The sequence below is a fragment of the Microbacterium hydrocarbonoxydans genome (assembly GCF_011752045.1).
Classification (GTDB): Bacteria; Actinomycetota; Actinomycetes; order Actinomycetales; family Microbacteriaceae; genus Microbacterium.
This window is the reverse complement of record NZ_JAAKXW010000002.1, coordinates 28481-49648: the sequence shown is the minus strand read 5'-3', so window position 1 is coordinate 49648 and position 21168 is coordinate 28481. Positions and strand designations below refer to the sequence as shown.

Annotated in this window: 23 protein-coding genes and 1 tRNA gene; 12 read left to right on the top strand and 12 right to left on the bottom strand. The window is 73.0% G+C overall.

What is annotated here, in order from left to right; translation table 11 throughout:
* Window positions 1-152 precede the first annotated feature (152 nt).
* Window positions 153-1520: a DNA repair protein RadA gene (gene radA, locus G6G98_RS08615; RefSeq protein WP_164234754.1), complete on the bottom strand. Its 1368-nt coding sequence runs from the start codon at window positions 1518-1520 to the stop codon at window positions 153-155.
* Window positions 1521-1621: 101 nt separating this feature from the next.
* Here radA and G6G98_RS08610 point away from each other — a divergent pair, with 101 nt between their 5' ends.
* The 5 genes from G6G98_RS08610 (at window position 1622) to cydC (ending at window position 8118) form a co-directional block, all read left to right on the top strand.
* Complete coding sequence (locus G6G98_RS08610; RefSeq protein ID WP_164234753.1) at window positions 1622-2281, top strand: ArsR family transcriptional regulator; 660 nt, start codon at window positions 1622-1624, stop codon at window positions 2279-2281.
* Entirely contained in the window at window positions 2268-3683 is a 1416-nt protein-coding gene (locus G6G98_RS08605; RefSeq protein ID WP_164234752.1) for a cytochrome ubiquinol oxidase subunit I, read from the top strand. The genes G6G98_RS08610 and G6G98_RS08605 overlap by 14 nt, the downstream gene beginning before the upstream one ends.
* Window positions 3684-3705: 22 nt before the next feature.
* Window positions 3706-4719 carry a cytochrome d ubiquinol oxidase subunit II gene (gene cydB / locus G6G98_RS08600; RefSeq protein ID WP_067355789.1) on the top strand — a complete coding sequence of 338 codons (1014 nt, stop codon included), beginning with the start codon at window positions 3706-3708 and terminating at the stop codon, window positions 4717-4719.
* 88 nt (window positions 4720-4807) lie between these two features.
* Window positions 4808-6472, top strand: coding sequence for a thiol reductant ABC exporter subunit CydD (gene cydD / locus G6G98_RS08595; protein WP_164234751.1), 1665 nt, complete (start codon window positions 4808-4810; stop codon window positions 6470-6472).
* A complete protein-coding gene (gene cydC, locus G6G98_RS08590) occupies window positions 6469-8118 on the top strand; it encodes a thiol reductant ABC exporter subunit CydC (RefSeq protein ID WP_067355598.1) in 1650 nt (549 codons plus the stop codon). The genes cydD and cydC overlap by 4 nt, the downstream gene beginning before the upstream one ends.
* Before the next feature lie 560 nt (window positions 8119-8678).
* Here the strand turns inward: cydC and G6G98_RS08585 are convergent.
* The 4 genes from G6G98_RS08585 to G6G98_RS08570 form a co-directional block, all read right to left on the bottom strand.
* Window positions 8679-9389 (bottom strand): sulfate/molybdate ABC transporter ATP-binding protein, encoded by a 711-nt coding sequence (locus tag G6G98_RS08585; RefSeq protein ID WP_067355601.1) that lies wholly within the window; start codon window positions 9387-9389, stop codon window positions 8679-8681.
* The gene (locus G6G98_RS08580; protein ID WP_164234750.1) at window positions 9386-10195 is read right to left on the bottom strand and encodes an ABC transporter permease; all 810 of its coding nucleotides are present in this window, start codon (window positions 10193-10195) and stop codon (window positions 9386-9388) included. Before G6G98_RS08580 ends, G6G98_RS08585 begins: the two co-directional genes overlap by 4 nt.
* Before the next feature lie 87 nt (window positions 10196-10282).
* Window positions 10283-11047 (bottom strand): molybdate ABC transporter substrate-binding protein, encoded by a 765-nt coding sequence (gene modA, locus G6G98_RS08575; RefSeq protein WP_164234749.1) that lies wholly within the window; start codon window positions 11045-11047, stop codon window positions 10283-10285.
* Window positions 11044-11433 (bottom strand): TOBE domain-containing protein, encoded by a 390-nt coding sequence (locus G6G98_RS08570; protein ID WP_067355611.1) that lies wholly within the window; start codon window positions 11431-11433, stop codon window positions 11044-11046. Before G6G98_RS08570 ends, modA begins: the two co-directional genes overlap by 4 nt.
* Window positions 11434-11643: 210 nt before the next feature.
* Between G6G98_RS08570 and G6G98_RS08565 the strand changes: the two genes are divergently transcribed.
* Genes G6G98_RS08565 through G6G98_RS08540 form a run of 6 tightly spaced genes read left to right on the top strand, consistent with a single transcriptional unit; the run spans window position 11644 to window position 15538 of the window.
* The gene (locus G6G98_RS08565) at window positions 11644-12753 is read left to right on the top strand and encodes a ThiF family adenylyltransferase (protein ID WP_164234748.1); all 1110 of its coding nucleotides are present in this window, start codon (window positions 11644-11646) and stop codon (window positions 12751-12753) included.
* Window positions 12750-13973, top strand: coding sequence for a molybdopterin molybdotransferase MoeA (locus G6G98_RS08560; RefSeq protein ID WP_164234747.1), 1224 nt, complete (start codon window positions 12750-12752; stop codon window positions 13971-13973). The genes G6G98_RS08565 and G6G98_RS08560 overlap by 4 nt, the downstream gene beginning before the upstream one ends.
* Window positions 13973-14446, top strand: a complete 474-nt coding sequence (gene moaC, locus G6G98_RS08555; RefSeq protein ID WP_067355621.1) for a cyclic pyranopterin monophosphate synthase MoaC — start codon at window positions 13973-13975, stop codon at window positions 14444-14446. The genes G6G98_RS08560 and moaC overlap by 1 nt, the downstream gene beginning before the upstream one ends.
* On the top strand, window positions 14443-15024 hold the full coding sequence (mobA, locus tag G6G98_RS08550) for a molybdenum cofactor guanylyltransferase (protein WP_164234746.1): 582 nt from the start codon (window positions 14443-14445) through the stop codon (window positions 15022-15024). Before moaC ends, mobA begins: the two co-directional genes overlap by 4 nt.
* Window positions 15021-15308, top strand: coding sequence for a DUF6457 domain-containing protein (locus G6G98_RS08545; protein ID WP_067355624.1), 288 nt, complete (start codon window positions 15021-15023; stop codon window positions 15306-15308). The genes mobA and G6G98_RS08545 overlap by 4 nt, the downstream gene beginning before the upstream one ends.
* Window positions 15305-15538, top strand: coding sequence for a MoaD/ThiS family protein (locus G6G98_RS08540; RefSeq protein ID WP_164234745.1), 234 nt, complete (start codon window positions 15305-15307; stop codon window positions 15536-15538). The genes G6G98_RS08545 and G6G98_RS08540 overlap by 4 nt, the downstream gene beginning before the upstream one ends.
* Before the next feature lie 32 nt (window positions 15539-15570).
* On the opposite strand, the gene G6G98_RS08535 is transcribed toward G6G98_RS08540, so the two are convergent.
* From G6G98_RS08535 to G6G98_RS08510, 6 genes are read right to left on the bottom strand one after another with little or no spacing between them, the layout of a single operon-like run.
* Window positions 15571-16035: a VOC family protein gene (locus G6G98_RS08535; RefSeq protein WP_067355631.1), complete on the bottom strand. Its 465-nt coding sequence runs from the start codon at window positions 16033-16035 to the stop codon at window positions 15571-15573.
* A 40-nt stretch (window positions 16036-16075) separates the two neighbouring features.
* On the bottom strand, window positions 16076-17374 hold the full coding sequence (locus G6G98_RS08530; RefSeq protein WP_164234744.1) for an RNA polymerase sigma factor: 1299 nt from the start codon (window positions 17372-17374) through the stop codon (window positions 16076-16078).
* Window positions 17371-17775, bottom strand: a complete 405-nt coding sequence (locus G6G98_RS08525; protein WP_164234743.1) for a YciI family protein — start codon at window positions 17773-17775, stop codon at window positions 17371-17373. Before G6G98_RS08525 ends, G6G98_RS08530 begins: the two co-directional genes overlap by 4 nt.
* A 57-nt stretch (window positions 17776-17832) precedes the next feature.
* Complete coding sequence (locus tag G6G98_RS08520) at window positions 17833-18267, bottom strand: molybdenum cofactor biosynthesis protein MoaE (RefSeq protein ID WP_067355641.1); 435 nt, start codon at window positions 18265-18267, stop codon at window positions 17833-17835.
* Window positions 18267-18740, bottom strand: coding sequence for a MogA/MoaB family molybdenum cofactor biosynthesis protein (locus G6G98_RS08515; protein ID WP_164234742.1), 474 nt, complete (start codon window positions 18738-18740; stop codon window positions 18267-18269). Before G6G98_RS08515 ends, G6G98_RS08520 begins: the two co-directional genes overlap by 1 nt.
* Window positions 18741-18776: 36 nt before the next feature.
* The gene (locus G6G98_RS08510; protein WP_067355648.1) at window positions 18777-19553 is read right to left on the bottom strand and encodes a hypothetical protein; all 777 of its coding nucleotides are present in this window, start codon (window positions 19551-19553) and stop codon (window positions 18777-18779) included.
* Between the two features lie 266 nt (window positions 19554-19819).
* Here G6G98_RS08510 and G6G98_RS08505 point away from each other — a divergent pair.
* Window positions 19820-19910: transfer RNA gene (locus tag G6G98_RS08505), tRNA-Ser, on the top strand.
* 124 nt (window positions 19911-20034) lie between these two features.
* On the opposite strand, the gene G6G98_RS08500 is transcribed toward G6G98_RS08505, so the two are convergent.
* Window positions 20035-21036 carry a LacI family DNA-binding transcriptional regulator gene (locus tag G6G98_RS08500; protein WP_067355651.1) on the bottom strand — a complete coding sequence of 334 codons (1002 nt, stop codon included), beginning with the start codon at window positions 21034-21036 and terminating at the stop codon, window positions 20035-20037.
* Window positions 21037-21168: the final 132 nt, after the last annotated feature.

Below are 21168 nucleotides of genomic sequence, written 5' to 3'. Positions count from 1 at the left end.
GCGGGTGCGTTTCTGATCCACGCCGGGGCGGCCGTCACGTGGTTCAGCGCTCAGCGGAGACGTCGCAGGGCGGCGGCGAGGATAGCGCGCACGACGCCGAGCAGCGGCGGGAGTGGCAGCGCGAACCTCCACCGGCCGCCGAAGCGGTCCGCTCAGAACGGCGGGATGTCGCCTTCGTGGCGGCGCGAGGTGCTGCGGGCGCGCACGTCGGTGAGCGCCGCGCGCAGGGTCTTGGAGCGGTCGTCGACGACCTGCTCGTAGCCGAGTCGCGCGGCCTCGGAGCGGCGCTGCGCGGCCTGCGTGACCGGGCGCACCTCCCCGGCCAGGCTCAGCTCGCCCACCGCCGCCACCGTGCGCGGCACCGAGCTGTTGTGGATCGAGCCGGCCACCGCGATCGCGATCGCGAGGTCGGCGGCGGGCTCGGTGAACCGCACTCCGCCGACGGTCGACACATACACGTCGAGCTGACTGGTCTTGATGCCCGCGCGGCGCTCGAGCACCGCCAGCACCATCGCCACCCGGGAGGAGTCGAGTCCGTGGACCACGCGCCGCGGGTTCGGGGCGGTCGTGTTGATGGTCAGCGCCTGCACCTCCACCGGCATCGCGCGCCGGCCCTCCAGGGCGATCGCCACGCACGTGCCGGGCTCGGTCGCCCCCTGAGAGAGGAACAGGCCCGAGGGATCGGGCACCTCGGCGATGCCGTCGCCGGTCATCTCGAAGCAGCCGACCTCGTCGGTCGGGCCGAACCGGTTCTTCAGCGCGCGCACGAACCGCAGGGAGGTCTGCCGGTCGCCCTCGAAATGGCACACGACGTCGACGAGGTGCTCGAGCACGCGGGGTCCGGCGACCTGGCCGTCCTTCGTGACATGGCCGACGATGACGATCGGCAGGTCGCGCTCCTTCGCCACCCTGATCAGCGTCGCGGCGACCTCGCGCACCTGGCTCGGCTGCCCTGCCGCGCCGTCGGTGAGCGATGACGACACGGTCTGCACCGAGTCGACGATCACGAGCTGAGGCTTCACCTCGTCGATGTGCCCGAGGATGGTCGCCAGGTCGGTCTCGCTGGCCAGGTACAGCTCGTCGTGCAGCGCTCCGGTGCGCTCGGCGCGCAGCCGCACCTGCGCCGGCGACTCCTCGGCGCTCGCGTAGAGCACGCGTCGTCCGGATCGCGCGGCCTGCGCCGCCACCTCGAGGAGCAGCGTCGACTTGCCGACGCCGGGCTCGCCGCTGAGCAGGATCGCGGCCCCCGGCACGATCCCGCCGCCGAGCACGCGGTCGAACTCGCCGACGCCGCTCGTGCGGCGCGGAGCATCCTGCGTGGTGATCTGCGTGATCGGGCGGGCGGCCCGATCCGCCGTCGGAGCGAGCGCCGTGACGCGGTTCAGGATGCCGGTCTGCGCGCCCTGCTCCTGCACCGTTCCCCACTGCTGGCACTCGGCGCAGCGGCCGACCCACTTCGCCGTCGTCCACCCGCATTCCGTGCAGACGAAGGCAGGAGGGGCGGGACGACGGGCAGCCATGCACCCAGGCTATCGCCGGCATCCGACATCCCTATCGCCGTGGGGCATTATTCACGGCCGAACGGCCCTTTGCGTCGCCTGCTCCACGCGACAATGGAGACATGGCCAACGGCGGGCCCGTCTGCGGGCCGATCTCGACCTACTCCCGGGTGCAGATCCTGCACCTGGTCCAGACGCGAGCCGAGCGCACGATCGGCGAGCTCAGTGCGGCCACCGGGCTGCACGCCAACACCGTGCGGGAGCACCTGCAGCGTCTCATCGAGGGCGGCTACGTCATCCAGGCCACCGAGCGCCGCACCACTCGCGGCCGTCCGCGCACCCTGTACAGCGCCGCCACCGGGGCGCCCGGGGCGTCGAGCGCGGTCGCGCGCGACAAGGCGAAGGCCGCCGCTCAGCGCGGGGACCTCCTGCGCCGGATGCTCCCGGCAGCGGCATCCGACCTCGAGCAGGACGCGACCCACCAGCTCGACGCGCTCGTCGAGCACCTCGAGGAGAGCGGGTTCGAGCCGATCGTCGACGACGAGCGCCTCACGGTCGATCTGAGCCCCTGCCCGCACGCGGCGGCGCGTCCGGAGAACCGGCCGCTGCTGTGCCAGGTGCACCTGAGCCTCATGCAGGGCGTGCTCGCCGAGGCCGGCGGCCCGCTCTCCGCCGAGAGCGTGCAGGGCGCCACCCCCTCCGAATGCACGGTCCAGCTGGGGCGCCGCGGTCCGCGACGGCCGCGCACGCAGAGAACAGGAGTCGCTCATGGAATGGCTTGACCCGCTCGTCCTCGCCCGGTGGCAGTTCGGCCTGACGACCGTCTACCACTACCTGTTCGTGCCGCTCACGATCGGCATGGTCACGGTGGCGGCGATCTTCCAGACGGTCTGGGTGCGCACCGGCAAGGTCGAGTACCTGCACCTCACCCGCTTCTTCGGGAAGATCTTCCTCATCAACTTCGCGATGGGGGTCGTCACCGGCATCGTGCAGGAGTTCCAGTTCGGCATGAACTGGTCGGACTACTCCCGGTTCGTCGGCGACGTGTTCGGGGCTCCGCTCGCCTTCGAGGGGCTGCTCGCCTTCTTCTTCGAGGCGACCTTCATCGGCCTGTGGATCTTCGGCTGGGACAAGCTGCCGCAGAAGCTGCACCTCGCCACCATCTGGTGCACCGCGATCGGCAGCATCCTGTCGGCGTACTTCATCATCGCCGCCAACGCGTTCATGCAGAACCCGGTCGGCTACGTGTACAACCCCGAGACGAACCGCGCCGAGCTCACCGACTTCTGGGCCCTGCTGACGAACCCGGTGGCGCTCGCCGCCTTCCCGCACACGATCTTCGGCGCCTTCATGTTCGCGGCCGGTGTCGTGATCTCGGTGTCCGCCTGGCACCTGTCGCGCGGGCAGCACTTCGACTCCATGCGCATCTCGCTGAAGTTCGGCCTCTGGGCGATGATCCTCTCCACCGCCGGGGTCTTCCTCACCGGCGACCAGCTCGGTCTCGCGATGTACGCGGCGCAGCCGATGAAGATGGCCGCCGCCGAGGCGACGTTCAACACCGTGTGCGGCTACGACGCCTCGTTCAGCCTCTTCACCCTCGGCACCCCCGACGGCAGCTCGGAGCTGTTCTCGATCCGGGTGCCCTACCTGCTGTCGCTGCTGTCGACCCACTCGCTCGACGAGTGCGTGCACGGCATCCGGGATCTGAACGCCGAGTACGCGACGACCTTCGCCGACACCGGCCTCACCGAGTTCGCGCCGATCCTCTGGGTCACGTACTGGGCGTTCCGCTGGATGATCGGCCTGGGCACCCTCGCCGGCCTCGTCGCCGTCGTCGGCCTCTGGGTGACCCGCAAGGGCGCCAAGAACCCGCCGGCGCCGTGGATGTGGAAGCTCGCGATCTGGTCGTTCCCGCTCGGGCTCGCCGCCAACATCATGGGGTGGGTCTTCACCGAGATGGGCCGGCAGCCCTGGCTCGTCTTCGGCCTGATGACCACGCGCGACGGCGTCTCGCCGGGCGTGAGCGGCGTCGAGGTGCTCATCTCCCTGATCGCGTTCACGGCGATCTACGCGGCTCTCGCCGTCGTCGAGATCCGCCTCATCGTCAAGGCCGCGCAGAAGGGCCCCGACACCGCCGAGCAGCCCCACGAGGACACGGCCCAGGTGCCGTCCGTCGTCTACTGAGAAGGAGCAGACCGTGGAATACATGTGGTTCTGGATCGTCGCCTTCCTCTTCGTCGGGTACTTCGTCCTCGACGGGTTCGACTTCGGCGTGGGCATGTCGCTGCCGTTCCTCGGCAGGGACGACGTCTCGCGGCGGCAGGTCATCAACACCATCGGACCGGTGTGGGACCTCAACGAGACCTGGGTCATCGTCGCCGGCGCCTGCCTGTTCGCGTCGTTCCCGGAGTGGTACGCGACGCTGTTCAGCGGCTTCTACCTGCCGCTGCTGCTGATCCTGCTCGCGCTGATCCTGCGCGGCGTCTCGTTCGAGTACCGGCACCAGCGCGACTCCCTGCGCTGGAAAGCGGGCTTCGACCGGATGATCGTGATCGGCTCGGTCGTGCCCGCCCTGCTCTGGGGCGTCGCCTTCGGGAACATCGTGCAGGGCGTCGCGCTCGACGAGCGCCACGTCTACGTGGGCGGCTTCTTCTCGCTGCTGAACCCGTATGCGCTGCTGACCGGCCTGACGACGCTGCTGCTCTTCTTCCTGCACGGCGCGCTGTTCGTCGCGCTGAAGACCGACGGGGAGGTGCAGGCGGGGGCGCGCCGGCTCGCGCGTCTGGCTGCTGGTCCGACCGTGCTCGCCGCGGCCGGCGTCGTCGTCTGGACGATCGTGATGGCCGCGGGGCGGGAGGCGCCCCTGCTCGGGCTCACGGTCGGCGTCGGCGCCGTCGCCGCGGTCGCCCTCATCGCCGCGGTGCTGCTGTCGCTTCGGGGGCTCGACGGGCGGGCCTTCGCCGCAGGGGCGGTGACGGTGGCTGCCGCCGTGGTGATGCTGTTCTCGGCGCTGTTCCCGTACGTGATGCCGTCGACGATCGACGACGCGTTCAGCCTCACGATCGAGAACGCCTCCAGCACGCCCTATACGCTGACGATCATGAGCTGGACCGCGCTGATCGCCCTGCCCCTGGTGCTGGCTTACCAGGCATGGACCTACTGGGTGTTCCGCAAGCGGGTCACCCGCCGCTCGATCGAGGCGGCACCGGCGCACGCGTGAGACTCCGTTCCGCTTCCGGTCGCAGTTCGTGCCGCTCCCGCGCGCACGGACTGTGCCGAAGTGCGACCGGAGCGCCGGTCGGAGCGCCATGAAACCGGTCGATCCGCGGCTGCTGCGGTACGCAGGAGCGGCGAGAGGATTCCTCGCGGCATCCGCCCTCATCGGCGTGGCGCAGACGGCGGTGACGGTCGCCTTCGCCTGGATGCTCACGGATGCCGTCACCGGCGCCCTGGCGGGCCGTCCGGTGTGGACGGCGCTGGTCTGGCTGCTGGGCCTCGCTGCGCTGCGCGGACTGCTCATCGCCGTGTCGGATGCCGCGGGCACGCGCGCCGCGGCCCGCACCGGTGCACAGCTGAGGTCGGCGCTCATCGCCGCGGTCGGACGCCTCGGTCCCGGCTGGCTCGCACAGCGCAGCCGTGCAGGACTCGCGGTCACGGCGGGGCACGGGCTGGAGGCGCTGGACGCCTACTTCGCCCGGTACATCCCGCAGCTCGTGCTCACCGTCATCGCGACGCCGGTGCTGCTCGCCGTGATGTGGTGGCGGGACTGGCCGAGCGGCCTCACCGCCCTCATCACGCTGCCGCTCATCCCGCTGTTCCTCATCCTCATCGGGATGGCCACGCGCACCGTGCAGCGGCGGCAGTGGCAGACGCTTCAGCGGCTCGCGGTGCGGTTCGCCGACACCGTGCAGGGCCTGTCGACGCTGAGGCTGTTCGGTCGTGACCGGCGCGCGGCCGACCGCATCGAGCAGACCGCCGACGAGTACCGCCGCGAGACCATGAAGGTGCTGCGGTTCTCCTTCCTCTCCGGGTTCGCGATGGAGCTGCTGGCCTCGCTCGCCGTGGCGCTCATCGCCGTGTCGATCGGGTTCCGGCTGCTCGCCGGAGACCTCTCGCTCGAGGTGGGACTGTTCGTGCTGCTGCTCGCCCCGGAGACGTTCCTGCCGATCCGCCAGGTGGGCGTGCAGTTCCACGCCGCCGCCGAGGGGGTGGCCGCGACCGAGGACGTGTTCGAGGTGCTGGACGCGGCCGTGGCTCCGACGCGCTCGCGCCACAATTCCGGAGATCCGGGCGCCCTCTCCGACGGGAGCGGCGACACAGGGGCGGCGCGGGAAGATTCTCCGGAGTCGTGGCGTGCCGGCGGTGACCTCGTCGTCGAGGGACTCCGCGTGCGCGACCTCCCGCCCGTCTCCTTCACCGCGCAGCCGGGCACGATCACGCTGATCGAGGGTCCCAGCGGCGTCGGCAAGTCGAGCCTGCTGGCGGCGCTGCGCGGAGCCGCGGAGTTCGAGGGCACCGCGACGATCGGAGGCATCGACGTGCGCGGCCTTCCTCCCGCCGAGTGGCTCGCCTGGGCAGGCCAGCGCCCGCAGCTCGCCCGCGGCACGATCGCCGCGAACGTCGGGCTCGGCGACCTGGAGCCGGATGCCGACGGCGTCCGTCACGCCCTCGCCGCCGCCTGCGCGGGGGAACTCGACCCCGCCGCGGAGCTCGGCGTGCAGGGGAGCGGGCTGTCCGGCGGGCAGGCGCAGCGGATCGCCGTCGCCCGGGCGCTGTACCGCCACGCCGCCGACCCGTCGCGGGTGCTCGCGCTCGACGAGCCGTCCAGCGCTCTCGACGCCGAGACCGAGGCCCGGCTCTGGACGTCGCTGCGCGATCGGGCGGATGCCGGTGCCACGGTGCTGCTCGTGTCGCATCGCCGGTCGGCGCGGGGCATCGCCGACCACTTCGTGTCGCTGGGGGTGCGCGCATGACCCGCCGCGCCGACGTGCTCCGTCTGGCGCAGCCGCCGCTGCGCCGATTCCTCCCGGGACTCCTCTGGGGCGTCGTCTCCGCGGGTGCCGCGGTGAGCCTGCTCGCGGTGAGCGGCTGGCTGATCGTCAGCGCCTCGATCGTCGACTCGCTGGTGCCGCTGTCGATCGCGGTGGTCGGCGTGCGCTTCTTCGCCGTCACCCGTGCCGTCACCCGCTACCTCGAGCGCCTCACCGGTCACGATGCGGCCCTCCGTCAGCTCGCGCGCACCCGGTCGGACATGGTGCGCCGGCTGATCCCGCTCTCGCCGGCCGGGCTCGGCCGCACCGATCACGGGCGGGTGCTCTCGGCGCTCGTGGATGACGTCGAGAATCTGCAGAACCTGCCGCTGCGAGTGGTGCAGCCGCTCGCCGTCGCGGGGCTCGTCGCCGTCGGCGCCGTGGTCTTCGTCGCGATCGTGGCGCCGCCGGCCGCGCTCGCCCTCGCTGCCTGCCTCCTCATCGCCGCCGCCGCAGCCGTCGGTCTCGGCTGGCTGTTCGGGTCACGCGCGGAGGCGGCGGTGTCCTCCCGGCGCGCCGACCTCTCGGCCGCCCTCGTCGACTATCTCGGCAGCCTCGACGTGCTGCTCGCCTACGGAGCGGAGCCGCAGGCGAGGTCGCGAATCGACGCAGCGGATGCAGCGCTCCGGCGCGCCGTGGGCCGCGCCTCCCTCGCGCAGGCCATCGCCGCCGGCGTGGTGTCGTTCGCCGCCGGGGCGGCATCGGCGTGGGCGCTCGCCGCCGCGGCACCGGGTCTGGCGACCGGCGGGATCGACGGTCCCTGGCTGGCCGTCGTGGTGCTCGTGCCGATGGTCGTGTTCGAGATCTTCGGCGCGGTGCCCGTGGCCGCGGCATCCTGGCGCAGCGTCCGATCCGGCGCCGATCGCATCGTCGACGTCCTGCCGGCGGCGATGCCTGACGAGCTGCGCGCGGATGACGGCGCCGAGGTCGAGTTCGATCGCGCACCCGTCATGCGGCTGCGCGGCGTGCGGGCGGCCTGGCCGGGCGGAACCCCGGCGCTGCGCGGGGTCGACCTCGATCTGCGGCCAGGGGAGCGCGTGCTCGTCTCCGGGCCGAGCGGTGCCGGCAAGAGCTCTCTGGCCGCTGTGCTCGTGGGCTTCCTGCGTGCGGAGGGCGAGTATTCCCTCGACGGCATGGATGCCGGGGAGCTGTCGGGTCCGGCCCTCCGCCGCACCATCGGCCTGTGCGAGCAGACCCCGCAGCTCTTCGACGAGGACATCCGGCAGAACCTGCTCTTCGCCCGGGACACGGCGACGGATGCCGAACTGCTCGACGTCCTCGACCGCGTCGGCCTCAGCGACTGGACGCGAGAGCGCGGCGGACTCGACGCCCGCGTCGGAGATCGCGGCGGGCTCGTCTCCGGAGGACAGGCCCAGCGGCTCGCGCTCGCCCGGGCGCTGCTGCGCGGGTTCCCGGTGCTCGTGCTCGACGAGCCGACGGCCGGCGTCGACCCCGGCGCCTCCGACGCGCTGCTGCGCGATCTCCTGCAGGCCGCGGGCGCCCGCTCCGTGCTGCTCATCTCGCACGTGGACCCGCCGGCCGGGACGGTCGACCGCGTCGTCCGGATCGAGGCCGGCCGGACTCTCTGAAGCTCACCGTGCTGACGGGGCCGGCATGCCCGGCGCCGGCATCCGGATGCACGTCCGCGGGTGCTCGTCCGCGGGTGCTCGTCCGCGGGTGCTCGTCCGCGGGTGCGCGTTGTGGTCGGGTGGGCGGAGCGGACCCGGCATGAAGGCGCACCTGGATGCACGCCGGGGGTGCTTCGTGTGGGCGAAGTGCGCGTTGTGGTCGCCTGAGTGCTGTGGAGGCGGCAGCAGGGCGCACCTGGATGCACGCCGGGGGTGCTTCGTGTGGGCGAAGTGCGCGTTGTGGTCGTCCGAGTGCTGTGGAGGCGGCAGCAGGGCGCACCTGGATGCACGCCGGGGGTGCTCCGTGTGGGCGAGTGCGCGTTGTGGTCGTCCGAGTGCTGCGGAGGCGGCAGCAGGGCGCACCAGGATGCCTGATGAAAGTCGGCCCTTCGATCGAGGTGCGCGCCAGTGCCGCCTGGGGGACGCGGTGGCGACCTCAGCACGCACCAGACGCCGCATCCAGGCGCAGTCCGCCCCACGCGCCGCGCACCAGCCGCCGCGATCGCGCCGTCGCGAGTGCCTCAGCGGGCCGACGCCGCCACGGCCGCCGCGAACGAGGTCGCCGGATCAGCGAGCACCTCGTCGACGGCGGCATCCTGCACGATCCTCCCGGCCTCGAGGATCACGAGGCGCCCGGCGAGAGCCTGCGCGTCGAGGATGCCGTGCGAGACCAGGATCGTCGTGGTGTCCTGCCTCTGCTCCTGGACGACCTGGCGCAGCTGCGCGGCGGCCTCGACGTCGAGAGAGGTGAACGGCTCGTCCAGCAGCAGCATCCGAGGTCGCGCGGCGAGTGCCCTGGCCAGGGCGACGCGCTGACGCTGCCCGCCGGAGAGCTGGTCGGGGCGGCGCGCGCCGAGGCCGTTCAGGCCGATGCGCGCCATCCACTCCGTCGCGAGCTCCCGCGACTCCGTGCGGGACATCCCGTTCGCGTGCGCCGCGAAGGCGATGTTGCCGGCCGCGGTCATGTGCGGGAACAGCAGGGCGTCCTGCCCGAGCAGCCCGATGGCGCGGCGCGAGGGGGAGACGTGCATGCCGTCGCCGGCCACGGTCTCGCCGTCCAGGGAGATGCGCCCCTCGTCGAGCCGCACCAGTCCCGCGAGGGCCTCGACGAGCGTGCTCTTGCCTGCGCCGCTCGGCCCCATGATCGCGACGACCTCGCCCGGAGCCACCCGCAGCGACGCGTCGAGACCGGCGCGCGCCACCACCACCCGCGCGTCGAGGGACGCGCTCATCGCAGGGCCCCGGGGCGCCAGGCGCGGACGAGCAGGAGGACGACGACCGCGGTGACGAGCAGCAGGATCGACAGCGCCACAGCCGTCTCCCGCCCGGCGCCCGCGCCGTTGAACACGGAGTAGATCGCGAGCGGCATCGTCTGGGTGACGCCGGGGGCGTTGCCGGCGAAGAGGGCGGTGGCGCCGAACTCCCCGATCGCGCGGGCGAAGCAGAGGATCACCCCGACGACGATGCCGGGGGCGGCGAGGGGCAGCGTCACGCGCCACAGCACGGTGGCCGGCCCCGCGCCGAGGGTGGCCGCGGTGCGCTCGTAGCGGCTGCCGGTGCTGCGGATCGTGCCCTCCACCGCGAGCACGAGGAAGGGGAGGGCGACGAACGCCTGCGCGATCACGACGGCGCCGGGGGTGAACGGGAGTCCGGTGCCGAACCAGTCGGCGATCAGGCGCCCCGCCGGGCTCGTGCGGCCGAAGAGGAACAGCAGCGCGACGCCGCCGACCATCGGCGGCAGCACCAGCGGCACCGCGACCAGGGCGCGCAGCAGCGCCGAGGTCCGCTCGCCGGCGCGGGCGATCAGCAGGGCGAGCGGGAGGCCGAGCACGACGCACAGCGCAGTGGCGGCGAGCCCCGTGCTGAGCGAGAGCCCGAGGGCGTCGAGCGCGGCTTTCGACGTGATGTCCTGCCAGAAGGTGCTCCAGGAGGCCCGGGTGAGCAGCGCGATCAGCGGCAGCACCAGCAGCGCCACCCCGAGCACGGCCGGGGCGATGAGCAGGAAGGGCGTGCCCGCGCCGGTGTCAGCCCGCCGCATGACGGGCCCTCTTCGCTGCTCCGGTCGCAGTTCGTGTGGATGGAGAGCCCGAGGATCGGCACGAAGTGCGACGGGAGCGGATGCCGCTCACGGCGCACCGAACCCGTGAGCGGCGAGGATGCTCCGGCCGGCCGGGCCGAGCACGAACGCGGCGAACGCCTCGCCGGCCGCGTTCGCGCCGTCGAGCGCGACGATCGGATAGTGGTTCACGACGTCGGCGGCGCCCTCCGGGGCGAAGCTCTCCACGTCCTCGTCGCCGATCACGTCGGTGGCGTAGACGAGCCCGGCATCCGCCTCGCCCGCGGTGATCTTCTGCAGCACGCCCGAGACGTTCTGCTCCTGACTGGCCGCCTGGACGGCCACGCCGGCCGCGTCGAGGAGCCGCTGCGACGCTGCGCCGCAGGGCACCTCGGGGGCGCACAGCACGGTGGTGGCATCGGCGAGGTCGGCCAGGGAGCGGACGTCGCCCGGATTGCCTGCCGGGACCGCGACGACGAGCGTGTTGGTGGCGAACACCTGCGGATCCGATGCCAGTCCCGCGTCCACCAGCATCCGCATTGTGCGCTCATCGGCGGTGGCGAGCACATCGGCTCGCGCGCCCTCGGTGAGCTGGGTGACGAGGATGCTGGAGCCGTCGTACACGATCGGCTTCACGGTGACGCCCGGATGCTCGGCGGCGAAGGCCTCGGCGATCTCGTCGAAGGAGCCGCTCAGCGAGGCGGCGGCGAAGATGGTGACCTCGCCGGTGAGCCCGTCGGCCGCCGGCGACGGGGCGGATGCCGGGGCGCCCGAGCATCCCGCGAGGAGGAGAGCTGCAGTGAGGAGTCCTGCGACCCCGCGGACGCGCCTCATGCCGGCGTCTCCACGATCACGGTCGTGGCCTTGACCACGGCCACGGCGAGGGAGCCGGGTTCGAGGGCGAGCTCGCGCACGGCCTCGGCGGAGAGCAGCGACACGAACCGATGCGGACCGGACTGGATGTCGACCTGCGCCATCACGCCGTCGACCTGCACGCGCGTGACGAGGCCGGTGAAGCGGTTGCGGGCGCTGGTGAGGCGGTCGGTCGGGTCGTCCGGAGCCTCCGCCAGGGCGACGGCGTGCCGGGCCAGCGCGTCGCCGGGGATGCGGGCCGGGCTGTCGCCGGTCACGGGCAGCGCGCCCTGGTCGATCCAGCGGCGGACGGTGTCGTCACTGACCCCGAGCAGTCGCGCGGCCTCGGCGATGCGGTAGGTGCTCACCTGAAGAGGGTAGGGCAGAACTCCGCATCTGCGGAAGACATGCTCCTGAATCCCCGCGTCCGCGAGAGCACCACGAATGCCGAGACCCCGCCCTGTCGCCGAGACCCCAGGTTGCGGATGCCGGAAGCACGGGGTGTCGGCGAGAGCCGGGGGTCTCGGCGGATGACGCGGACGAGGATGCCGCACCGCCACCCGCGATACCCTGAGCGCATGCCCCTGCCCCCTCTGGTCGAGCCCGTCGCCGCGCTCAGCGCCGACGAGGCCGCGCGCACCGCGCGGCACCTCGTGCTGGCCGACCTCGGCGAAATCGGCCAGCGCCGGCTGCGCGCCGCACACGTCGCCGTGCTCGGCGCCGGGGGCCTCGGCTCGCCCGTCGTGCTGGCGCTCGCCGCCGCGGGCGTCGGCACTCTGACCGTCATCGACGACGACGACGTCGAGCTCTCCAACCTGCAGCGCCAGGTGCTTCACCGCCTCGCCGACGTCGGCGCTCCCAAGGTCGACAGCGCCGTGCGCGCGGCGGCAGACCTCTCGCCGGAGACGACCGTGCGCGCGGTGCGCGAACGCCTCACGGCGGAGAACGCCGAAGAGCTCCTCGCGGACGCCGACCTCGTGATCGACGGCTCCGACACGTTCGAGACCCGCTCCGTCGTCGCCGCGGCGACCGAGCGCCTCGGCATCCCTCTCGTCTGGGGCGTCGTGCAGGAGTTCGCCGCCCAGGTCACCGTGTTCTGGTCGCGCCCGCCGGCCGGTGCCGCGCCGGTGGTGCTCAGCGATCTCTACCCGCCGGGGCAGGTGGGCGAACTGCCGACCTGCGCCGCGGTCGGCGTGCTCGGCGCGCTGTGCCTCCAGGTCGGCTCCGTCCTCGCGATGGAGGCGATCAAACTCGTCGCCGGGATCGGCGAACCGCTGCTCGGCCGGGTGCTGCTCATCGACGCCCTGCGCGGGAAGATGAGCGAGGTGCCGCTGCGTCCGGCATCCGCTCCCGTCGAGTCCACGGCCCCGGCCCCGGAGAACACCACGGCCCCTGCGCCAGAGCCCCCGCACGTCGCGGTCGCCGCCCTCGACGCCGAGATCGTCGCCGGAGCCGTCGTGCTCGACGTCCGTGAGGACTCGGAGGTCGCCGGCGGCATGATCCCGGGCGCCCGGCACGTCCCGCTCGCGCAGGTCCTGAGCGACCCCGCCGCGCTCGCGGGACCCGAGCGGATCGTGGTCGTGTGCGCGGTCGGCGCCCGCGCCCGGCGTGCGGCGATCGCCCTGCGGACCGAGGGAGCGGATGCCGTCGTCCTCACCGGCGGCATGAGCGAATGGAACGCGCGATGAGCGGACTGAGAACCGTCGAGGAGCAGCTCGAGGCCGTGCTCGCGCAGGTGCGCGCCCTCCCGGCCGAGGTGCGGCCGCTCGCCGAGGCGACCGGCTTCACCCTCGCCGCGGCCGCCCGCGCCCTGAACCCGGTGCCCGCCTTCGACAACTCCGCCATGGACGGCTTCGCCGTGCGCTTCGCCGACGTGGCGACGGCATCCGTCACCAGCCCGGTGACGCTGCGGGTCATCGCCGACGTGCCGGCCGGCAGCGGGGCCGACCCGCGGCTCGAGCCCGGCACGGCAGCCCGCATCATGACGGGGGCGCCGGTGCCGACGGATGCCGACACGGTCGTGCCGTTCGAGGACACCGCCGGCGGGCTCGCCGACTCGCTGGAGACGGCCGTCGTGATGCAGGCGCCCCGGGCCGAGGGAGCGCACGTCCGCGCCGCCGGCTTCGACGCGGCCGCCGGGGCGACGGTGCTCGAACCGGGGGTGCTCCTCGGCGCTCGGCAGCTCTCGGCCCTCGCCTCGGTCGGCCTCGCCGCCGTCGAGGTCGCACGGCGCCCGCGCGTCGCCGTCGTGTCGACGGGATCCGAGCTCGTCGCCCCGGGGGAGCCGCTCTCGCGCGGCCGGATCCCGGAGTCCAACGGCATCCTGCTCGCGGGGCTCGCCGTCGAGGCCGGTGCCGAGATCCTGTTCCGCGAGGTCGTCGACGACGAGGGGAACGGCCCCGCAGAGGCCGCAGCGCGCGCCGCCGCTCTCGGCGCCGACGCTGTGATCTTCTCCGGCGGGGTCAGCGCCGGCGCCTACGAGGCCGTGCGGCAGAGCCTCGGCGACGCGATGGACTTCGTCAAGGTGGCCATGCAGCCGGGCAAGCCGCAGGGCTTCGGCGTGACGGCCGAGGGGATGCTGCTGTTCGGGCTGCCGGGCAACCCGGTGAGCGCGGCGGTGTCCTTCGAAGCGTTCGTGCGCCCTGCGCTGCTGCGGATGCAGGGCCGCACCGGCATCCACCGCCCGATCCGCACATTCCCGGCCGGCGCCGCCTGGCGCACGCCGCCGGGACGCCGCCAGTACCTCCCCGCCGTGATCGACGCCGACGGCCGGGTGCAGCCCGCCACCCGCGGCGGCTCCGGCTCCCACCTGTCGGTCGGCCTCGGGGCCGCGACCGCGTACGCCATCGTCCCCGCCGAGACCGACGAGGTCTCGATCGGCGACTCTGTTCTCGTCATGGAGCTGTGATGACCTTCACCCATCTCGACGCCGCCGGCAACGCACGCATGGTCGACGTGACCGAGAAGCAGCCGACGGTCCGCGCCGCCTCCGCCGCCGGCTTCGTCCGCTGCGCGCCTGCGACGATCGCCCTGCTCCGCGATGGCGCCGTGCCGAAGGGCGACGTGCTCGCGGTGGCGCGCATCGCCGGCATCCAGGCCGCCAAGCGCACGCCGGAGCTGCTGCCGCTCGCGCATGTGATCGGCGTGCACGGCGCGGTCGTCGACCTCGCCGTTGAGGACGAGGGGGTCACGATCTCCGCCACCGTCCGCACCGCCGACCGCACCGGCGTCGAGATGGAGGCGCTCACCGCGGTCTCCGTCGCCGCCCTCGCCGTGGTCGACATGATCAAGGGCGTCGACCGTGCGGTCACGATCGAGAACGTGCGGATCACCGCCAAGGAGGGCGGCCGCAGCGGCTCGTGGCGGAGGCCGGGGGAGTGACCTCCGTCGGCGCCGTGCTGCTCGCGGGCGGCCGGGCGCGGCGCATGGGCGGCATCGACAAGCCGCTTCTCGAGCTCGGCGGGCGGACGCTGCTCGCGGCATCCGTCGACGCCCTCACCCGCGCCGGCGTCAGCCCGATCGTCGCCGTCGGGCCGGTGCTCGACGCGGATGCACCGGTGGACTGGGTGCGGGAGGAGCCCCCGTTCGGCGGACCGACGGCCGCCATCGCCGCCGCCCTCCCGCAGCTCACCGAGGACTGGACGCTGGTCATCGCCGGCGACCTGGAGCGCCCGGATGCCGTCGTCGCCCGGCTCCTCGTGGAGATCGCCGTGGAGACGGATGCCGATGCCGTCGTGTTCACGGCCGAGGGCCGTGAACAGTGGCTCGCCGGCGCCTACCGCACGGCTTCGCTGCGCGCGGCGCTCGCCGCCGTGGAGACCCCTGCGGGAGCATCTGTCCGCTCCGTGCTCGGCGGCCTCGCCATCGCGTGGATCCTGGACGAAGATGGAGTCACCCGCGACATCGATGCGCCGGCCGACCTGGACCGTGCGCGCGCCCACCTCGAGGAGTCATCATGAGCGATCGCACCCTGCCGCCGGAGGCGCTGGAGGAGTGGTCCGCCGACCTTCGTGAGCGCTTCGGCCTCGCACCGGAGGACGTGCCGATCGCGCTCATCCTCGATCTCGCCCGGGACGTGGCGAACGACGTCGCCCGCCCGGCCGCGCCCTTCAGCGCCTTCGTCGCCGGGCTCGTCGCCGGGCGTGCGGGTGGTTCGCCGGAGGACGTCCGCGCGGCCGTCGCCGCGGTCGTCGAGCTCGCCGCCGCGCACGCGGCCCGCTCGGCCGGTGAGGTGGGCCGATGACCACGGTGCGCTACTTCGCCGCCGCAGAGGATGCCGCCGGCGTCGCCACGGAGACGACGGATGCCGCGACGCTCGGCGCCCTGCGCTCGGAGCTGGTCGACGAGCACCCTGCTCTCGGCCCGATCCTCGGACGCTGCGCCCTGCTCGTCGACGGCACCCGGGTGGCCGACGACTTCGCGTTCTCGGGCGCAGAGACCGTGGACGTGCTCCCGCCGTTCGCGGGCGGGTAGTCGCGCCGAGGCGGCGCGACCACCCGCATCCGTCATACGGCGGCGTCGGCCGCCGCTTGCAGGGCCGCGACGTCGATGCGGTTCATGCCCTGCAGTGCCATCCCGGCGGCTGCGGCACGGCGCGGGTCGGGGTCGGTGAGCAGCTCGACGAGCGCGCGCGGCACGACCTGCCAGGAGAGGCCGAAGCGGTCCTTCAGCCAGCCGCAGCGGCTCTCCTCGCCGCCGTCCGAGACGAGCTCATCCCAGTAGCGGTCGACCTCGGCCTGGTCGGCGCAGTCGATGACGAACGACACCGCCTCGGTGAAGGGGAATTGCGGGCCGCCGTTGAGTCCGAGGAACGGCTGTCCGTCGAGCTCGAACGAGACCGTGAGCACGGGCCCGTCCTCGCCCATGCGGCTGACGTCGGTGATGCGGGAGCCGGGGAAGACGGACACGTAGTACTCCGCCGCGTCGAGGGCCTGTCCGTCGAACCAGAGGTTGGGGGTGATGCGAGGCATTTCGTTTTCCTTCCGTAGGGCCGCCCGCTCGGCGGCTTCATCAGGGAGTCGGAGCCGGTCCTTCGTTCTCGACATCTGCGCCGGAATTCTCTCGAGTTTCTTTCCGGGAGTCTTCGGAGAGGCGGGATGCCGCATCGGCGAGGTAGCGCCGCTCGGCCTCGTTCGCGGTGCGTGCGGCGGCGGCGCGGAACTCGGCGGCGGCCCGTGCGCGCTCACCGGCCAGCTCGTGGAGATGGGCCCGCACGGCGTGGACCCGGTGGTGGTCGCCGAGCAGGCCCGAGGCGGCATCCACTTCGCGCAGGGCTGCGGGCACCCCCTCGGTCATCGCGACCGCGACGGCGGCGTTCAGGCCGACCATTGGGTTGTCGGTGAGGCGGGCGAGCGCGCGGTAGAGGCCGGCGATGCGGACCCAGTCGGTGTCGTCATAGGCCGGCGCCTGGTCGTGGACCGCGGCGATCGCCGCCTGCAGCTGATATTCGCCCACCTCGCCGTGCCGCATGGCGTCCGTGAGCAGCACGACGCCCTCGGCGATGAGGGGGAGGGCCCAGCGGGTGCGGTCTTGCTCGGGGAGGGGCACGAGGCGGCCTGCCCCGTCGACGCGCGCCGGCCGGCGGGCCTCCGTGAGCAGCATGAGGGCGAGCAGACCGGCGACCTCTGGGTCGTCGGGCAATGAGGCGTGCAGCATCCGCGTGAGCCGGATCGCCTCGACGGCGAGGTCGGGACGGGCGAGATCGTCGCCCTCGCTCGCGACATAGCCCTCGTTGAACATCAGGTACAGCACGTGCAGCGCCGACCGCATGCGCGCGTGACGAGCGTCGTCCGGCGGCGGTTCGAAGCGCCCGCCCGCGGCACGTAGCGTCGCCTTGGCACGGCTGATCCGCTGCGCCATGGTCGCCTCGGGCACGAGAAAGGCGGCTGCGATCTCGCGCGTCGTGAGGCCGCCGACCGCGCGGAGCGTCAGCGGGATGGCCGCGCCGGGCGTCAGGGCCGGGTGACAGCACAGCAGTACGAGGGTGAGCGAGTCGTCGACGTCGCCGCTCCCGGGCTCATCGGCGGCCGGAGCGTCCGCATCCTCCCACGCGTCGCGCTCGCGCTGCCGCCGCGCATCGGCCGAGCGGTACGCGTCGACGAGCCGCCGCGACGCCACCGTCACGAGCCAGCCGCGGGGGCTGTCCGGGATGCCGGACGGCCACTGCTCCGCGGCGGCGATGAGCGCCTCCTGGACGGCATCCTCGGCGCCGTCGAAGTCGCGGTACCGGCTCGCGACGATCGCCAGGGCCCGCGGGGCGTGCTCTCGGAGCAGCCGCTCGATCGAGCGGGGGTCGGACTCCGTCGTCACAGGTCGTCGGTCGCCGGCGCGCCCATCACGGGGCGCACCTCGATGGGCGCCTGGATGGGCGTGGTCCCGTCGGGGCCGGGTGCCGCCGACACCTGCGACGCGATCTCGAGTGCGCGATCCCAGGACTCGACGTCGACCACGCGGTACCCGGCGAGCAGCTCCTTCGCCTCCGGGAACGGGCCGTCGGTGACGACCGGCGTGCGGCCGTCGCTCGTGACGATCCGGGCGGCCTCGGGGTCGGCGAGCCCGACCGCGTCGATCAGCTCGCCGAGCTCGGCCAGCCGTGCGTTCAGCTCCTGCTGGAAGGCGATGTGCGCCCGCACGCCGGATGCCGGCCACTCGCTCATCGGCGGGCAGTCCGTCGGGGTGGGGCCGTAGGTCTGCATCAGCATGAAGCGCATGCGGTCATTCTGGCAGTGGCGCTGCGTCGGCGGAACCCGCTTCGGGCGGGCGCGGTCTCAGCCGCCGATGCCCTTCCAGGCTGTCGTGCCGTCGGCCTCGACCTGGCGCTTCCACACCGGCAGCTCGCGCTTGATCGTCTCGATGATGTCGCGGCAGACGACGAAGGCCTCGTCGCGGTGGGCGGCGGCGACCACGATGATCACGGCGGCCGCGCCGACCTCGAGGTGCCCGATCCGGTGGCTCACGGCGACCGTGGCCTCTCCGCTCTCGCCGGCGGCGATCGCCGTCTCGGCGATGCGGCGCAGGATCGTCTCGGCATCCGGGTGCGAGGTGTACTCCAGGGCGACGACGTCGGTCGCGGCATCCGGGTCGTGGTCGCGGACCCGCCCGATGAAGGTGGTGACGGCGCCCGCGTGCGAGTCGTCGACGGCGGCGAGGTGGGCGTCGAGCGACAGCGCGGTGTCGCTGATCGCGGCGAGGGCGACGGGCATCAGTGATCCTCTCCGTCGAGCTGGGCGAGCACGTGGCCCGCGAGGGACAGGATGAGCGGCATCCCGTCGGCGACCGCCGAGGGGGAGCCGGGCAGGTTCACGATGAGGGCCCTCCCGGCGATGCCGGCGAGGCCGCGGGTGAGCAGGGCGTGCGGCTTCACGGCGGCGCCCTGACGGCGCAGCTCCTCGGGGATGCCGGGGAGCTCGCGGTCCAGCACCCGCGCTGTGCCCTCGGGGGTCGCATCGCGCGGGGCGACGCCGGTGCCGCCGGTGGTGACGATCAGGCGGATGCCGGCGGCGAGGAGGTCGCGGAGCGCGGCCTCGACGGCATCCGCTCCGTCCGGGACGATGACCGCGTCGTCGCAGTCGAAGCCGGCCGTGCGGAGCGCCTCGACGGCGATGGGTCCCGCGGTGTCTTCGCGCACGCCGGCCGCGGAGCGGTCGGACACGGTGAGCACGGCGGCGGACGTCATGTACCGAGGGTATCGGCCACCGCTCGCGGAAGTCGATCAGGGTGCGAGGTCGGCGCGGGGCTCCATCACGATGCCCTGCGCCTCGAAGGCGCGGCGGCGCTCCTCGATGCGGCGGTGCATCTCGACCTGGGCGGCGTCGACGAGCTGCGGGTCGAGGTCGACGGTCGGCGGGTGCGGGTCGCCGTGGTTGGCGGCGATGTACGCGTCGAGCGCGGGGCCGGACGTCCAGGAGGTGATGAGCGCGTAGCGCGGAGCCGTTCCGCGGTGCCAGACGGCGTGCCAGAAGCGCTGGGTGTCGACGACGATCCGGGAGCCGGCGCGCAGCGGCAGGCGGATCTCGGTCGCGGGGTCGAAGCGGTCGGAGCGCAGGATCAGCAGGGAGCCGGTGTCGTCGGTGAGGTTGAAGAAGCCGCGCACCACCCAGCCGCTGCCCTCGTCGTTGAGGCGGTTGTTGTCGTCCTGGTGGAGGTTGTAGATCGCGTCGGCGTACTCGTTGGGCTGCAGCTCGATGACGCGGCAGCGGCCGACGCCCGCGCCCGGCTCCAGCGCGCGCCGCTGCAGGGTCGGGGCGATGGCGACCTGCGAGGACACCCACACGCCGTCCTTGTCGGTGCGGGGAGGGGTGTGGTTCCAGAAGCCGTTGCACTCGACCTCGCCGGCGTAGCTCGCGAGCGGGGCGAAGCGGGTGATACCGGAGGATCGCCAGCCGACGTACTCGAGGTCGAGCCACTCGACGGGGTCGGCGGACTGGTCGTGGTCGTCGAGGACGACGTAGCCGGTCTCGGCGAGGGCCGCGGAGGTGACGAATCCCATGCTGCGCATCCTTCCCGGGTTCCCGTGGGCGACTGAGGCCATCCTAACTCGGGGGTGTCGCGGCGATTCCGGCGCAGGGCCGTCGATATCCCCGACATGAACCGACGCGTACTGCGTGAGGCGCCACAAAGGGCGTGGTGTCTCACGCGATGCACGGCGCTTCGCAAAGCATCCGCGGTGCCATCGTCGTCGCCCGTCTCATGCCGGGGGGGCGACGGTGACCGCTCGATTCGCGCGCAGGCCCGCCGTCGCGTAAGCTTGTCCGCGGTGACGTGTCCGAGCGGCCGAAGGTGCAACTCTCGAAAAGTTGTGTAGGGTAACCCCCTACCGTGGGTTCAAATCCCACCGTCACCGCCATGAAAACCCCCGAGAGATCGGGGGTTTTCCCATATCCGGAGCGGTCCGGCGCGTCTGATCGCGAACCGGCGGCCGCCCTTCTTCTGCGAGTGTCAGCCACCCTCCCGGCGCCTCGCGTGCGAGGTCAGAGCGACTCGCGCCGGATCAGCGACGTCGGAAGCACCTGCTGCTTCTCCGCGGGCAGCCCGCGGATGGTCGCGAGGAGCGTGTCGGCCGCGGCCCTGCCCATCTCCTCGAGCGGCTGACGCACCGTCGTGAGCGGGGGGTCGGACGTGCCGGCGACGAGGATGTCGTCGAAGCCGACGAGCGACACATCCGCGGGTACCCTGCGCCCCGCGGCCTGCAGGACGCGCAGCGCGCCGGCCGCCATCAGGTCGGACGACGCGAAGATCCCGTCGAGGTCGGGGGCGCGTTGCAGCAGGCGCGCCATCGCGGCGGTGCCGCTGTCCAGAGTGAAGTCGCCGTGCACGATCGGTCCGGGTGCGATGCCGTGACGAGCGAGCTCATCGGTCCACCCCCGTGTGCGCTCCCGCGCCTGCTCGAGGTCGAGCGGGCCGGTGATGATCCCGATGGACCGTCGACCCGCCTCCACGAGCGCGCGCGCCGCGAGCACTCCGCCGCCGTAATTGTCGGAGTCGATGACGATCGGGTCGGCTCCGATGTCGGCATGCGGACGCCCGACCCAGGCGACGGGGACGGGGGAGTCGGCCAGCCGTTCGACGAGATGCGTGATCTCGTGCTGCAGGATCACGATGACACCGTCGAGCGACCCCGAGCGGAGGAACCGCGGAATGCGATCGAGGTCCTCCTGGTCGGCCGGGAGGAGCACCGGCTGCACAGCGCCGGCGGCCAGCCCCTTCGCGGCTCCCTTGAGGACGGCCGTGAAGAAGGTTCCGCTGTGGCTGCCCAGCTCATCGAAGGCGATGACGAGGCCGACGGCTCCAGCCCGCCCGCCGCGGAGCACGCGCGCGGCGAAGTTCGTCTGGTAGCCGAGGCGCTGCGCCTCCCGCTCCACAGCCTGCGTCATCGCCGGATCGACGTTCGTCGCCCCGGCAAGGACGCGAGCCGCCGTCGCGCGCGAGACTCCCGCCGCCTGGGCGACGTCGACGATCGTTGGTCTGGCCATTGCTCTCTCCGGGCAGCTCGTCTCGTGGTCGAGATCGTTCTCTCGATCAAGAGATCATTGCACGAAAATCGCTGGATCGTCGTCTTTCCCTCGGCTCGCTGGGCCAGGTTTCTCGTAGGAGGGTTGCCCTCT

Coding starts and splice junctions, on each gene's coding strand:
- radA (WP_164234754.1), bottom strand. CDS start 1,520: ATGGCTGCCCGTCGTCCCGCCCCTCCTGCCTTCGTCTGCACGGAATGC.
- G6G98_RS08610 (WP_164234753.1), top strand. CDS start 1,622: ATGGCCAACGGCGGGCCCGTCTGCGGGCCGATCTCGACCTACTCCCGG.
- G6G98_RS08605 (WP_164234752.1), top strand. CDS start 2,268: ATGGAATGGCTTGACCCGCTCGTCCTCGCCCGGTGGCAGTTCGGCCTG.
- cydB (WP_067355789.1), top strand. CDS start 3,706: ATGTGGTTCTGGATCGTCGCCTTCCTCTTCGTCGGGTACTTCGTCCTC.
- cydD (WP_164234751.1), top strand. CDS start 4,808: ATGAAACCGGTCGATCCGCGGCTGCTGCGGTACGCAGGAGCGGCGAGA.
- cydC (WP_067355598.1), top strand. CDS start 6,469: ATGACCCGCCGCGCCGACGTGCTCCGTCTGGCGCAGCCGCCGCTGCGC.
- G6G98_RS08585 (WP_067355601.1), bottom strand. CDS start 9,389: ATGAGCGCGTCCCTCGACGCGCGGGTGGTGGTGGCGCGCGCCGGTCTC.
- G6G98_RS08580 (WP_164234750.1), bottom strand. CDS start 10,195: ATGCGGCGGGCTGACACCGGCGCGGGCACGCCCTTCCTGCTCATCGCC.
- modA (WP_164234749.1), bottom strand. CDS start 11,047: ATGAGGCGCGTCCGCGGGGTCGCAGGACTCCTCACTGCAGCTCTCCTC.
- G6G98_RS08565 (WP_164234748.1), top strand. CDS start 11,644: ATGCCCCTGCCCCCTCTGGTCGAGCCCGTCGCCGCGCTCAGCGCCGAC.
- G6G98_RS08560 (WP_164234747.1), top strand. CDS start 12,750: ATGAGCGGACTGAGAACCGTCGAGGAGCAGCTCGAGGCCGTGCTCGCG.
- moaC (WP_067355621.1), top strand. CDS start 13,973: ATGACCTTCACCCATCTCGACGCCGCCGGCAACGCACGCATGGTCGAC.
- G6G98_RS08545 (WP_067355624.1), top strand. CDS start 15,021: ATGAGCGATCGCACCCTGCCGCCGGAGGCGCTGGAGGAGTGGTCCGCC.
- G6G98_RS08540 (WP_164234745.1), top strand. CDS start 15,305: ATGACCACGGTGCGCTACTTCGCCGCCGCAGAGGATGCCGCCGGCGTC.
- G6G98_RS08535 (WP_067355631.1), bottom strand. CDS start 16,035: ATGCCTCGCATCACCCCCAACCTCTGGTTCGACGGACAGGCCCTCGAC.
- G6G98_RS08525 (WP_164234743.1), bottom strand. CDS start 17,775: ATGCGCTTCATGCTGATGCAGACCTACGGCCCCACCCCGACGGACTGC.
- G6G98_RS08520 (WP_067355641.1), bottom strand. CDS start 18,267: ATGCCCGTCGCCCTCGCCGCGATCAGCGACACCGCGCTGTCGCTCGAC.
- G6G98_RS08515 (WP_164234742.1), bottom strand. CDS start 18,740: ATGACGTCCGCCGCCGTGCTCACCGTGTCCGACCGCTCCGCGGCCGGC.
- G6G98_RS08510 (WP_067355648.1), bottom strand. CDS start 19,553: ATGGGATTCGTCACCTCCGCGGCCCTCGCCGAGACCGGCTACGTCGTC.
- G6G98_RS08500 (WP_067355651.1), bottom strand. CDS start 21,036: ATGGCCAGACCAACGATCGTCGACGTCGCCCAGGCGGCGGGAGTCTCG.